This window comes from Rheinheimera pacifica (assembly GCF_900108485.1).
Lineage (GTDB): Bacteria > Pseudomonadota > Gammaproteobacteria > Enterobacterales > Alteromonadaceae > Alishewanella > Alishewanella pacifica.
The window spans coordinates 374233-387375 of the sequence record NZ_FNXF01000002.1 but is presented as its reverse complement, the minus strand read 5'-3'; the positions used below and the strand labels follow the sequence as shown (position 1 = coordinate 387375).

14 protein-coding genes are annotated in these 13143 nt (G+C 50.0%); 7 read left to right on the top strand and 7 right to left on the bottom strand.

The genetic code is table 11. The annotated features are described in order from the left end of the window. Window positions 1-7 precede the first annotated feature (7 nt). On the bottom strand, window positions 8-1789 hold the full coding sequence (locus BLW68_RS04215; RefSeq protein ID WP_092790535.1) for a coiled-coil domain-containing protein: 1782 nt from the start codon (window positions 1787-1789) through the stop codon (window positions 8-10). 177 nt (window positions 1790-1966) lie between these two features. Between BLW68_RS04215 and BLW68_RS04210 the strand changes: the two genes are divergently transcribed. Then, complete coding sequence (locus tag BLW68_RS04210) at window positions 1967-3946, top strand: DNA topoisomerase III (protein ID WP_092790532.1); 1980 nt, start codon at window positions 1967-1969, stop codon at window positions 3944-3946. Window positions 3947-4021: 75 nt separating this feature from the next. Continuing rightward, the gene (locus tag BLW68_RS04205; RefSeq protein ID WP_092790530.1) at window positions 4022-4798 is read left to right on the top strand and encodes a peptidylprolyl isomerase; all 777 of its coding nucleotides are present in this window, start codon (window positions 4022-4024) and stop codon (window positions 4796-4798) included. A gap of 46 nt (window positions 4799-4844) precedes the next feature. Here the strand turns inward: BLW68_RS04205 and BLW68_RS04200 are convergent, their stop codons facing one another. Together BLW68_RS04200 and BLW68_RS04195 are read right to left on the bottom strand one after the other, a co-directional pair. Further along, complete coding sequence (locus BLW68_RS04200) at window positions 4845-5267, bottom strand: DUF3010 family protein (RefSeq protein WP_068236982.1); 423 nt, start codon at window positions 5265-5267, stop codon at window positions 4845-4847. 14 nt (window positions 5268-5281) lie between these two features. Continuing rightward, the gene (locus BLW68_RS04195; RefSeq protein WP_092790528.1) at window positions 5282-5644 is read right to left on the bottom strand and encodes a hypothetical protein; all 363 of its coding nucleotides are present in this window, start codon (window positions 5642-5644) and stop codon (window positions 5282-5284) included. A gap of 266 nt (window positions 5645-5910) precedes the next feature. Between BLW68_RS04195 and ccoG the strand changes: the two genes are divergently transcribed. From ccoG to BLW68_RS04180, 3 genes are read left to right on the top strand one after another with little or no spacing between them, the layout of a single operon-like run. Next, the gene (ccoG, locus tag BLW68_RS04190; protein WP_092790526.1) at window positions 5911-7338 is read left to right on the top strand and encodes a cytochrome c oxidase accessory protein CcoG; all 1428 of its coding nucleotides are present in this window, start codon (window positions 5911-5913) and stop codon (window positions 7336-7338) included. Window positions 7339-7346: 8 nt separating this feature from the next. Continuing rightward, the gene (locus tag BLW68_RS04185) at window positions 7347-8342 is read left to right on the top strand and encodes a serine/threonine protein kinase (RefSeq protein ID WP_092790524.1); all 996 of its coding nucleotides are present in this window, start codon (window positions 7347-7349) and stop codon (window positions 8340-8342) included. Window positions 8343-8392: 50 nt separating this feature from the next. Continuing rightward, a complete protein-coding gene (locus tag BLW68_RS04180; protein ID WP_092790522.1) occupies window positions 8393-9028 on the top strand; it encodes a thiol:disulfide interchange protein DsbA/DsbL in 636 nt (211 codons plus the stop codon). Window positions 9029-9075: 47 nt separating this feature from the next. Here the strand turns inward: BLW68_RS04180 and BLW68_RS04175 are convergent, their stop codons facing one another. Then, window positions 9076-9939: a DUF817 domain-containing protein gene (locus BLW68_RS04175; RefSeq protein WP_177172152.1), complete on the bottom strand. Its 864-nt coding sequence runs from the start codon at window positions 9937-9939 to the stop codon at window positions 9076-9078. Window positions 9940-10040: 101 nt separating this feature from the next. Here BLW68_RS04175 and BLW68_RS04170 point away from each other — a divergent pair, with 101 nt between their 5' ends. Continuing rightward, a complete protein-coding gene (locus tag BLW68_RS04170) occupies window positions 10041-10586 on the top strand; it encodes a DUF6942 family protein (RefSeq protein ID WP_092790681.1) in 546 nt (181 codons plus the stop codon). Further along, on the top strand, window positions 10573-11040 hold the full coding sequence (locus BLW68_RS04165; RefSeq protein ID WP_092790520.1) for a hypothetical protein: 468 nt from the start codon (window positions 10573-10575) through the stop codon (window positions 11038-11040). The genes BLW68_RS04170 and BLW68_RS04165 overlap by 14 nt, the downstream gene beginning before the upstream one ends. Window positions 11041-11092: 52 nt before the next feature. Here BLW68_RS04165 and BLW68_RS04160 read toward each other — a convergent pair whose 3' ends face one another. Genes BLW68_RS04160 through BLW68_RS04150 form a run of 3 tightly spaced genes read right to left on the bottom strand, consistent with a single transcriptional unit; the run spans window position 11093 to window position 13139 of the window. Next, window positions 11093-12619, bottom strand: a complete 1527-nt coding sequence (locus BLW68_RS04160) for a PepSY-associated TM helix domain-containing protein (protein WP_092790519.1) — start codon at window positions 12617-12619, stop codon at window positions 11093-11095. Beyond that, window positions 12620-12883, bottom strand: a complete 264-nt coding sequence (locus tag BLW68_RS04155; protein ID WP_092790518.1) for a hypothetical protein — start codon at window positions 12881-12883, stop codon at window positions 12620-12622. Further along, the gene (locus BLW68_RS04150) at window positions 12873-13139 is read right to left on the bottom strand and encodes a hypothetical protein (protein WP_092790516.1); all 267 of its coding nucleotides are present in this window, start codon (window positions 13137-13139) and stop codon (window positions 12873-12875) included. Before BLW68_RS04150 ends, BLW68_RS04155 begins: the two co-directional genes overlap by 11 nt. Window positions 13140-13143 lie beyond the last annotated feature (4 nt).

Sequence of the window (13143 nt, the reverse complement as noted above, 5' to 3'; positions counted from 1 at the left end):
GGCGTTATTAAGCGTCTGATGCTTTATTCATACCCAGTTTTTTCTCCAGCTTTTCTATTTTTTCCTGCGCTTGCTCGCGGTAACGGGTTAAGCGCTCAATAGTGGCTGCGGCGTTATCTTTAACAAAGCTGACTTGTTGTTCAAGCTGGTTTTTTTGTTTCTGCAGTTTTTCCTGCTCTATTTGCATATCGTGCACCATATCGCGCTGCTGCTGCAGTTCTTCACGCAGTTGCTTAATGGTTTCGCGCTGTTCGGCCTGATGGCCGGCGGTAATAGCGCTTTGCTCTTTTAGCATGGCATTGTTGGCTTTAAGCTGTGCCACCGTGGCATGAATATCGGTGTCATCGGCTTCATCACTCACTTGTGCCTGCTGCATGGCATCCAGCTGTTGCTGCACTTTTTGCGCAGCGTCACGTTGCTCGGCTGCTTCACGCAGCGCGGTTTCACGTTCTTTTTGCAGGGCTGACAACTGTTTTTCATAGGCGCTGAGTTGTTGTTGCAGTTTTTCCTGTTCGGCTATCTGCTGCGCAGACATTTCGGCTGCGGCCGGCTGTATGCTGTCTGCTGCGTTAAGTTGTGCTTGTGCCTGCTCCAGTTTCGCCAGGGCGTTGTTACGCTCTGCAAGCAATGTTTCAGAATGCTGCTGCAGTTTAGTCAGTTGCGCCTGAGCAGCGTCGCGCTCGGCCAGCAGGGCTGCTTGTTGCTCAGCCACTGCGCTATCATTGGTTGTTGTGCCTTGCTCAGTTGATGTTTGTTGCAACTGGTTTAACTGTGCCTGTAAGCGTTTGGTCAGGGCGACGGCCTGGGTTTCCGTTTTGGTGGCTTGGTGCAGTTTGTTTTCAAACTCTTCCAGCATCGCCTGTAGTTCGGTTACGTCGTGATCGCGGGTTTGCAAATCTTGCAGCGCCTTTTTATTGGCTTGCTGCGCCGCTTCAAGCGCGGCTTTTATTCTGGCTTCAGATTGCTGCAACGCCTGTAACTGCTGTTCGGTTTGTTCGGCTGCTTTGGCCTTGCTTTGCAGCGGCTCAAGTTCTTGTTCGGCGGCTGCCAGTTCGGCTTGCAACTGTTGCAGTTTTTGCTGGTTACGCTGTTGTTCGTGTTGTAGTTGTTCTTCCAGTTCATCCTGTGCCTGTTGCAAGCCAATAACTTTTAACTGGATGGTTTCAGCTTGCTGTTGCGCCTGTTGCTGCGCTTGCTCAGATGCGGCCAGTTGTTGCTGCAGGCCGGTAATGGCCTGGCGGGTTGTTGCCAGTTCCTGTTGCGCCATTGTCAGCGAGGCTTGTAACGTTTCAGACTGTTGCCGGGCGTCAGTTAGCTCTTGCTGCTGCTTCTGGGTTAGCTTAAGGGCCTGATCGCGTTCTTCGGTAAGGGCGGCATATTTTTCTGCCTGAGTGCTAAGTTGCTGTTGCTGCTGCTGTTGGCTGGTTTCAAGCTCGGCTTTACGCTGCTGCAGTTGCTGTAGTTCTTGTTGTAATTCGCGGTTGTGTTCTGCCGCCAGCACTTCGGCCTGCATCGCCTGTTGTAATTGTTGGTTAAGCTGATCGGTATGTTGTTTGGCGCGCAGTTCTGCTTCGTGTTGAAATGCGGCAACAAACTCGGGGCTGAACAGGCTTTCTGCGGATGTTTGCACCGGCGCCCGGTTGGCTTGTTCATTACGCCATTTTTGATAGTGCACTACCAGGCTGGCCTGTGCACCAGGCACTTGGGAAATTAAATAATCCAGAGAAACCGGCTTACCTGTTTTTTGTAACTCATCACAGATTTTCTTAACGTCACTATATTGCGTCATAGTTTACTTATCCGACTGCCTGGGGTGGAAGTACAAAGAAATATCGTAGGTCAACGCTACAAAGATCAGTATTCTATGCACTTTTCCGTTAAAACCAAATTTTTTTATTACATTTTATTTGCATCATGGCGTTTAACTGGCTAAATTACTGTATATAAAAACAGTTAGGTGTTGGCTATGATCCTCTATATCGCAGAAAAACCCAGTTTAGGCAGAGCGATAGCCGCAGTATTGCCCAAGCCACAGCACAAAGATAACGGTTTTATCCGGCTGGCTAATGGCGATGTTGTCAGCTGGTGTGTGGGCCATTTGCTGGAGCAGGCCGAGCCGGAAGATTATCACCCGGAGTATAAGCGCTGGCAAATAGCACAATTGCCGATAATCCCAGATAAATGGCAGTTAAAAGTAAGAAAGTCTGCCGCAAGCCAGTTAAGCATATTAACAAAGCTGATTAAACAGGCTGATCAGCTGGTGCATGCCGGCGATCCAGATCGTGAAGGCCAGTTGCTGGTAGACGAAGTGCTGGCGTACTGTGGTGTTAGCGGCCACAAACTGGCGGCAACGCAGCGCCTGCTGATCAGCGATTTAAATCCTCCGGCAGTAAAGCGGGCGCTGGCACAGCTACAATCAAATAAAGATTTTGTGCCCTTATCTACCTCAGCACTGGCACGCAGCCGCGCCGACTGGCTGTATGGTTTGAATATGACACGGGCTTACACCTTGCAGGGGCAAAAAGCCGGTTATCAGGGCGTGTTATCTGTTGGCCGGGTGCAAACGCCCTTATTGGGGCTGGTAGTGCGGCGGGATCAGGATATTGCTGATTTTGTCACCAAGCCGTTTTATCAGGTGCTGGCAGAGGTAGAAACCAGCGACAAACAGCGTTTTAGCGCCATGTGGCAACCCAGCGAGGCCTGCGCTTCCTGGCAGGATGAAGACGGCCGTGTGCTGTTAAAAGCGTTAGCAGAAAAAGTGCAGCAGAAAATTACCGGCCAACCGGCGCTGGTGAGTAACGTAGAGCAAAAAGAGCGTAAACAGCCGGCACCGCTACCTTATAATCTGTCGGCGTTGCAAATTGACGCTGCCAAACGCTACGGCATGACAGCCCAGCAAGTGCTGGATAATTGCCAGCAGTTGTATGAGCGACACAAGCTTATTACCTACCCGCGCTCGGACAGCCGGTACTTGCCACGCGGGCAGCTAAGCCGGGCTGCTGCGGTAACCGGCGCAATCGCTGCCAATGACAGCCAGCTCAGCGCGGCTGTGCAGCAGGCCGATATGGCACGGGTAAGCAAAGCCTGGAACGACAGTAAAGTTGAAGCGCACCACGCTATTGTCCCGACAGAAAAACGGCAGGCGTTTACCGGCTTAACCCAGGCGGAAAAACAGCTGTATTACCTGATTGCCCGCCAGTATCTGGCGCAGTTTTACCCGGCCTATTGCTATAGCGAAACGCTGGTTGAACTGACTATCGCCGGTGGTTTATTTCGTGCAAAAGCTAACACCGAGTTGTCTGTCGGCTGGAAGCAGTTATACCGCTCTGCCAGTAATCAGGAGGCAAGCCAAAAAAGCCAGCCAGACAATGATTTAATCCTGCAGAGCCTGCCGCAATTGCATAAAGGCCAGCAATTACATTGTTACGGCGCGCAGTTGCTGGAAAAACACACCCAGCCGCCACAACCTTTTACCGATGCCACTTTACTGGCAGCAATGACAGGTATCAGCCGCTATGTCAGTGATCCCGCTATTAAAGCGGTATTGCGCGAGACCGACGGCCTGGGTACTGAAGCCACCCGAGCCGGTATTATTGAACTGTTATTTAAGCGCGGCTTTTTGCAGCGCCAGGGTAAGCAAATTCGTGCTACCGATACCGGCAAGGCGCTGATCCATGCCCTGCCACCACAAGCCAGCCTGCCCGATATGACCGCCCGCTGGGAGGCTGAGTTAAGCCGCATTTGCCAGCGTGAAACCAGCTATCAGGCTTTTATGCAGCCGCTGCAAACTGAGCTTGGCCTGCTTATTAGCCAGGCTGCAACAGTCACGCCGGCCGGTTTACCGCAGGGCAAAACCAGACGCTGGGGCCGGAAAAAATCAACCAGACCGGCAGCCGGTAAAACCACAAACCTGCGGCGTGGCAGACAATCTGTAACTAAAGCGTAATTAATTGTTATCTGGCTGGATTTTGCCACTTTAACTGCCTTAAGCTGCAACTCAATTAAAACGGAGAATTCAGTAATGAAACGCAAGCTAATTAAAACCGCAGGTGCTGCTTTAGCGCTGCTTTGCAGCACGGCCAGTTACGCCACTATTGTTGAAGTAACCACTAATGTGGGCAAATTTGAAATTAATTTATTTGATCAAACTACGCCGGTAACTGTGCAAAATTTTCTTAGCTACGTTAATGCCGGCCGCTATAACGGCACTGTGTTTCATCGGTCAGTACCGGGTTTTGTGGTGCAGGGTGGTGGTTTCACCTTCGATAAGCAATTGCCGTTAAAGGCCGTTGCCACTTTTTCACCGATTGTAAATGAACCTAAATGGTCAAATGTGCGGGCTACGGTGGCTATGGCCAAGCAATCTAACAACCCAAACAGTGCTACCAATCAGTGGTTTATAAATTTAGCCAATAACAGTGGTGGTTCGCCGCGGCTGGATACACAAAATAGCGGCTTTACCGTGTTTGGCCAAATCACGGCACAGGGTATGGAGGTGGTAGATGCTATTGCAGGATTACAGCGTTTTACCTTCCCGGGTATTTCCGATTTGCCGTTGCGTAACTATAGCAGCAGTGACAGAGACGATAATAAACCTCTGGTGGCATCTAATTTAGTTACTATTGAAAGCATCGTTGTGGTTGATGCCCGTGTAAATACTGTTGCAGGCCTTAACCCGGTTGCTAATACGTCAGCTGGCGGTGGCAACAATAACGGTGATGGCGGTAGCTCAGGCAGTTTTGGCTGGTTAAGTTTGCTGGCGGGTATGCTGCTGGTAGCCAGAAGACGGCTGCGCTAGTGCAGGCGGCGGGTACTGTAGTGGTACCCGCTTATACAAGCGCTTTTTATTTAGCTAAAAAAGCGTAAGCGGTAAGAAAGGCAGTTTCCTGAAATACCTTTAAACCCGTGGCTTTAAAATCAACCGGTATCGGGTGGCGTTTTAGCTTCTCTTTCAGTTCGCTGGCGCTGATTAAGTGACAGTTACAACCGGCAATCAGTTGCAATGCTGCTTCAATTTTAAAACCTACCGCGCCACCGGCGAACTTACCTTTTTGTGGCCGCTCTTTAATAACCAGCTGGGTTATCTGGTAATCCTCAATAAACTTAGCGAAAGTAAATTGAAAATGGCGCATTTGCTCCTGATCCTGGTCTTTACTCAGCGCAAAACGGTTTTGCCGGCAATCCGGTAAGTCGAACAAGCCATTTTTCAGGGTCATAAGGCAAATAATGGCTTCGCTGCCTTTAATTTCGATACCACAGGTACGCATTGGCAATCCTCTGCTTAGGGTTTAGTCAGGTTGTGCATTTGGTTTTCAATTATTGCACAGCTTTGCTTTAACGGCTCACCATACAAAAACGGGTTAAAATCACCATTTTTGCAGTAATTCCGCTGAAATTGCAGCAGGTTGTCGATACTACTGCTGGCTTTATCCAACTGGGTACGCTGGCCTTCGCCCCATTGCTCAGATAAGGCCAGTAGTTGCTTGCGTGTAGTTCGCAGTGCAGCTTCTTTACTGTCGCCAGCTATAGCGGCTTTGTCCAATATCAACGTAAATAATTGCTCTTTATGGGGGCGGATCAGGTTATGGTCAGAAAAAGTAATCACCAGCAGAATAACAACAACCAGCCAAAACAACTTCTTCATCAGCTTCTACTCCGGTAAGCAATGGCGGCATTGTAACGGATAGTGCTGCGCTGCGCACGGGGCGGCAGTGAATATCTGCCAGCTGCATATTAAGTTTACACTTTAAGCAGTAGGTGTAAACTTAGTTTACGTTTTTCTGCGCTAGATTGGGTCCGATACAGCAAAAATGCTACAGGCACAGATATTGCTTTGTTTCATGTCAAAAATTCAGCCGGGCAAACTGTTATACTTGGCAGCTGGCGTAATATGCAGTAACGGGGTTTTCCTTGGATCAGCAAAAAATAGACATCAAAAATATTCCGGTACACGTTGAAGTACATAAACCGGATAGTAGCCATAGCGGACATTATAACCCGCGAGACCGCATCTATGTGCGGGCGGTAAAAGGCCTGCATCAGGCCATACGGCGCTATATGGGTTTTGTGTTTATGGGGCTGTTTATGCTGTTGCCCTGGCTGCAGTATGACGGCCATCAGGCCATCTTGCTGGATATTACTGAACAGAAATTCAATATTTTTGCCCTGACATTATGGCCGCAGGATTTCACCATTCTGGCGTGGCTGTTTATTATCGCCGCTTATGCATTGTTTTTTGTTACCGCGTTTTATGGCCGGGTATGGTGTGGCTATTTATGCCCGCAATCGGTATGGACCTTTATTTTTATCTGGTTTGAAGAAAAAATTCAGGGTACCCGTAACCAGCGGATTAAACTGGATAACGATGCCTGGTCTGTCAGCAAGTTTTTTAAAAAAGCCGCTACGCACTTTTGCTGGTTGGCATTTTCACTGCTTACTGCACTGATCTTTGTCGGCTACTTTACCCCTGTCGGGCCGTTATTTATTCAGTTTTTTACCTTTGAAGCCAGCTTCTGGGCGGTGGTTTCCGTGCTGTTTTTCACCCTGTGTACATACGGCAATGCCGGCTGGATGCGCGAAATTATGTGTACGCACATTTGCCCTTATGCCCGGTTTCAGTCGGCGATGTTTGATAAAGACACGTTTACCGTTACCTATGATGAAAAGCGCGGCGAAAACCGTGGCCCCCGCAGCCGGAAAGACAAAGACTACAAAGAAAAAGGCCTGGGTGACTGTATCGACTGCAACCTGTGTGTGCAGGTGTGCCCAACCGGGATAGATATACGCAACGGCCTGCAGTATGAGTGCATTAACTGTGGCGCCTGCATTGATGCCTGTGATGACACCATGAGCAAAATGGGCTACCCGCCGGGGCTTATCAGCTATACCACCGAACACAGCTTAAATGGTAAACCCACCAGGGTGTTAAGGCCTAAACTACTGGGTTATATGCTGGTGCTGGTTGCGGTGTGTGTGGCTTTTGCCTGGACACTGTACAGCCGGGTACCGCTGGAAATGAACATTATCCGCGACCGCGGCGAACTTTACCGTGAAACAAACGAAGGCCTGGTAGAAAATACCTATACCCTGAGTATCTCGAATAAGTCGCAGCATACGGTGCAGTTTGACCTTAGCGTGGCCGGTAGCGAAAGTTTTACCTGGATTGGCCCGCAGCAAGTGAGTATCAGTGCCGGTGAAACCCGTAGCGTACCGATAAGCCTGGCGCTGGACCCATACAGCACAGAGCAGCGCAGCCTGGATATTCGTTTTACTGTGCAGCAAGCTGATAACCCGGATGTTAAACTGGCTCAGTCCACTACCTTTTTTGTTGGCCGCTAAGGAGCCCTATGACGGCCTTTGATTTTTCAACCTTACAGCCGGATCTGATTATCGATGCTTTGCAACAACTGGGGCTGGATGTCAGCTCTGGTTTATCTGCACTAAACAGCTATGAAAACCGCGTGTATCAGTTCAGCGCCTATCGCGGTGATGCGCTAAAGCCGGAAAAGTTTGTCGTGAAGTTTTACCGGCCACAGCGCTGGACAGCAGAGCAACTGCAGGAAGAGCACGATTTTGCTTTTGAACTGGCTGCGGCTGATATTCCGGTAGTTGCGCCGTTAAAAGTAAACGGCCAGTCGTTGTTACAGTATGGTGGTTATTACTTTGCGCTGTTTCCAAGCCGCGGTGGCCGCACGCTGGAAATTGATAACGATGAACAGCTAGCCATGCTGGGCCGTTTTCTTGGACGTTTGCATCAGGTAGGTAAAGTAAAACCTTTTAGCCACCGCCCGGCGTTTAGCGTTGAAAGCCATCTGTTACAAAGCCGCGAGGTGCTAAGCGCATTGCAGTTTATACCGTCTTACCTGCGCCCGGCGTTTGACACTGCATTGGATCAGGTTATTGCGCTCTGTGTAAAACAATATAAGCCCACCAGCCTGATACGGCTGCATGGCGATTGTCATGCCGGTAATTTGTTTTATGTCGATCAGGGGCCCTTTTTCGTTGATCTGGACGATTGCCGCAGTGGCCCGGCGATTCAGGATATCTGGATGATGTTGTCCGGCGATCGGATGCAGCAGCGCGACACGCTGGAGCTGATGCTGGAAGAATATGAGCAATACTGCGAATTTGACCCTTCAGAGCTGAAATTAATTGAACCGCTGCGCGCCATGCGGATGGTGCATTATATGGCCTGGCTGGCGCGGCGCTGGCAGGACCCGGCGTTCCCGATGAACTTTCCGTGGTTTGCCACAGACAAATACTGGGAACAACAATGCCTGGCATTAAAAGAACAACTCTATCTGTTGCAACAAGCGCCACTTTCGCTAGTGCCAGACTACTGAGTTTTTGTTAAGCTGTGCTCCATCTGGTCTATTTAAGGACATAATCCGAAATGAAAAAGCTGTTATCTGTGATTGCGTTAACACTGTTGCTGCCTTTTGCTGCCCAGGCCAAGTTTGAACAGGGTAAGCACTATGAAGTGATCTCTGAGCAGAAAACCGCCAAGCCGGAAGTAAAAGAGTATTTTTCGTTTTACTGTGGTGGTTGTAATGCGTTCGAACCGGTAGCGCAAAGTATTGCTAAAAAGCTGCCAGAGGGTACCGAATTTAAAAAAGTGCACGTTGATTTTATCCGTGCTGCCTCACCCGAGCTGCAAAACGCGCTGGCCCGCGCTTATGTGGTAGCAAAAAGCCAGGGTAAAGGCGATCAGATAGCCAGTGCTATTTTTAATCAGATCCACCGTAACCGCGCCCCGTTTTCCAATGAAAACGAGATCCGCAGCCTGGTATTAATTCATGATATTGACGCCGACACCTATGATAAAGCGATGAAAAGCTTTTCAGTACGTGGTGCAGTTAATCAGATGAAAAAAGAGCAGGACGAGCTATCTGAAAAGCGTATTTTAACCGGCGTGCCTATGCTGGTAGTAAACGGTAAGTACAAAATTAATAATGCCGCGCTGGACTCGCGTAATTATGAAAAAGAAATGCAGGAACTGATTGATTTCCTGCTAAAAAAAGACGCTTAATCACTCATATCCATAGGGGCTGCCAGCAGGCGGCCCTTTTTTATTGCCTAGCGTGGCACATCAATACGTTGTTTTACGTATTTTAACTGCGCCACTATGGTAAAGGTCATAATCACCAGCAGTGACCACGAACTCCACTTACCTAAATGCACTACTGACCAGGCGCCGAGTTGGTTAGGGTAACTCCACAGCCCCATAAAGGTGCTGATATTTTCCGCCAGCCAGATAAAAAAGCCCACCAGCACAAAACCCAGTAACAGTGGCATGCTGCGCTCACGGTCCAGCGGCGTAAAGTACACCACGCTGCGGGCGTACAGCCCCAGGGTGGCAGCGGCAATATACCAGCGGTAATCACCAATATAGTGGTGGGTAAAAAAATTGGCGTATATCAGCAGTGCCACCAGCACTGCCATCCAGTAAGGCGGATGGTGCGCCACCCTTTGCTGCATTAAACGCCAGCTCTGAATAATATAACTGCCGACGGCGGCATACATAAAACCGGCAAATAGTGGCACGCCAAATACCTTAGTGTAGGCAAAATCGGGGTAACTCCAGGATTGAATAGCGCCCGAGGTTTTAAACACCTCCAGCGCAAAACCGACCAGGTGAAACAAACAAATCGCTTTTAGCTCATCGACGGTTTCCAGTTTACTCCACACCATCCAGTACTGAATTAACAGCGCCAGAATAAGCAAAACATCATAACGTGGTATGCCCAGAAACCCGGCGCGTGGCACCAGCAACACCGCGGCAAAAAACAAGGCAACAAATAAACAGGCCCGCGCCTGCTTTAAGCCAAAAAACCAGAATTCCCAGCAAAAGCGGCGAAAGCCGTTGGTATCGGCGGGCGGAGTAACCTGCATTAACCAATGGTCCAGCCGGTTAACAGCAGCAACAGAAAAAGATGACATATGCAGTCCCTGGCAAAGTAATGGCTAAAATTAACCTGCTATAACACTGCAGGCAAGGGCTTATGCTAAAGTAGCAGCCTGAATAAATGCTGAGCAAGGCTATGAAAACCCTACCTATATCAGCCGCAGGCTTTGGTGATACCACCGCTGGCATCCGCGTGTATATTGCTAACCGGCCGCCAATGGCAGAGTATGCTGATTTAGTGACAATGCAGCCGCTGCACAGTGGCGAAACAGAGCTGATCAATCGCGCCTGCGGCAATGGCTGGCGCAAGGTGTTTAATGTGTATGCCAAGCTGTTATTTGCGCTGGACACCAAACAATTTGCCTTTACGCAGCACGCCGGTAGCTGGCAGCAATACCGCGATCAATATTTATTGCAAGCCGGTAGCAATACAGCGTTAATGTTTAGTATGCCTGAGCTTCAGCCAGCAAAGGGCGCTGTACATATTATTGCTGGCCGCACTCACGCCAAAGCATTGCTGGAGGCCGGCTTACCAGCACAGCTTAGCTGGCTGAATAACGAATTTGCCGTTGATAAACATAACCGGCTGTTAGTATGTCCTTACTTTGACTATCGTCAGCTCAACAACGAAAAGCTGGCTTTTCTGGCCCGGCTGATAGGGGCACTGGATGAAGCACAATAATTTACCGGCACAATTGCAGCAACTCTGCACTGTGCTGCAACCCTTTCAGTTTGGTGTTGGCGGCAGTTGCCTGCTGTGGCAACTCGGGCTGGAAGCTAAACCGAATGATATTGATATTGTCTGTACCGAACAGGATTTTGCCGTTATATGTCAGGTGTTGCAGCCGCAGTTTTCGTTGCAGGTAACACCGGCGCATGCGGAATATGCTTCTGCGCATTTTGCCCGCTTTAGCCGTGACGGCTGGCCCGATATTGAACTCATGGCTGGTATAGCGGTAAAACAGGGTGATGCAGTAACCAACTGGCAATTTAATCCGCAGCGTTGCCACTGGCAGGACGGCATCTGCTGGATGCCGCCGGCCGACTGGTTGCAATTGTATCGGCTGTTCAACCGGCCGCAGCGGGTAGCACAGCTTAAAGCTTACTTGCTGCGGTTAACGGCACAAAGTATGTAAGCTGATACGTGTTGCCTCTGCCATACGTTTAGCTACGGTATTTAACAAGGGCTTATGATTTTGCCCAGATACTGTTATCGGTTTTATCTGCCCGCTTTTTCGCCGCGCGCGCCAGTAGCCAGAACAATACCGCCAGTAATATCGCCGTACCTTCCACCATAAAGCGTAAGACGTTGCCATCTAATAAAGCTGCCAGGAAAAACTGGCCACTGTGGTACCAGGCTGCAAAAGGCATCAGCAAGGTTAGCTGTGCCGTTAAATACAGTAACTCTGCACCGGCTTTGGCCGGCTGGCGCAAAAAAGCCCAGCCTAACGCTGCAAAAAACACACTGAAATACACCGTTTTATGCCAGGGTTCTGTCAGTAATATACCGGCGATAAACAACGCTGAAATACCGGCCATTGCGCCCAAACACACTCCAAGCGTAAGTGAGGCCATCAGCCGTATTTTTGCCGGTTGCGCGCTGCTATTGCGCCGCCGCACTTCCAGCCAGAGTAAGTTACCGGTATAAAACAGCAAAGCGCCTGCCAGGCCTAAGATAAAATACAGCCATTTGGAGGCATAGCCGGCAAAATCACCGTAATGCAGGTTTTGTAAACCACGCAGAAAGGTCGTGCCCGGTCGGAACTGCTCCGGGGTTTGCATCCCAGCCAGCTCGCCGGTGCTGCTGTTTAGTACGACTATCGCTCTTTGTGTAAGTGTTGGTGATGGCAATTCGCCGTAGATGGTAACAGTGCCGTTGGCATCGCCGGCATCATGGTAAAACAGCATCTCAGCCTGCATCGCCGGCAAGTGCTGCGCGGCCATGGCCAGCAGGGTTTCGGCGGGTAACAGCGGGGCGGCAATGCCAGATGGCTCAACATGAGCGACCACATCAAAGTCGGGCTCCAGTATTTGCAGCAGTTTGCTGTCAAACACCACAAACTGAAACGGTGCCAGCAGTAAAAAGCCGATGGTTAGTACTGCGCCGCTCCAGGCAAAAATAATATGAAATGGCAGCGACAGCACGCCAATAAGGTTATGTGCATCCTGCCATAGCCGCTTGGTGCTCTGGCCTAAACGCAGCGCAAATAAATCTTTAATAAACACCGGCGCGTAAATAACCACCCCACTTACCAGCGCCAGACCGTACAAAATGCAGGCCAGACCAAACAGATACAACCCCGCCTGACGCGGTAAGCCGGCAGTAAAATGCAGATCATAGATCAGGCTGATAAAATCCTGTCTGGCGGTTTGCTTTTGCAGTTGTTGCTGGCTGTCGGCAACAAATTTATATTGGGTTGCGCTGTCGCTGTCATACCAGAGTACCGCTAAATCGGCACCATGTACTCCCGGCAGCATCAGGTTAAAGCCATGTGCCGCTTCCGGGTATTGCTGCAGTACCTGCTCAATAAGCGGTTGTGCCTGTTGTAGCTGAGCAGTGGTTGCAGAGGGCTGAATGGTGGCATGCCACTGCTGCAGCTCGTGTACAAACACCGACACCGCACCGGCATAAAAGGCAATAAACAGCAGTAAGCCAGTCAGCAGGCCCGTCCAGGTGTGCAGGTTACGGAAGTTTTTTTGAGTAATAACTTTCATTTATATCGCCGTGCCGGTTGTTTTTAACAGCCATAATGCGCCGTAACTGAGGATGGTTAAGGCGCTAACCAGCAGCCACAACCGTTTACCGCTGCGGCTTAAGTACATCAGCGCCATAACCGCTACCCACAACGGAAAGGTCAGTAATAACCACGGCAAAATAGCTTGTTGTGCCGTGCCGGGAAATAACAACGCCAATATGCCAACCCAGGCGATGGTAAGTGGCAAGCCGAACAATGCCGCCGCCCAGTGTTTAGCCGCCATATTTCACCTTTTTAAATACTGCAATAAGCGGTAGCAACAGCCAAACCAGCATTAACCAGGTTAACGCCAGATAACAGGCTGGCCAGAAACCATAGCCCGGTGTTAGCAGTAGCACAGCCGCCAACAGGCTGCTGATAGCAATGCTGCCAAGCCATAGCGTGCGGGGTTTACGGCGTATTAATTGCTGCTGCGGCGCCAGCATATACACCGCCATGGCTGTGATACTCAGGCAGATTAAGGCCAGCAGTAACGTCATACAG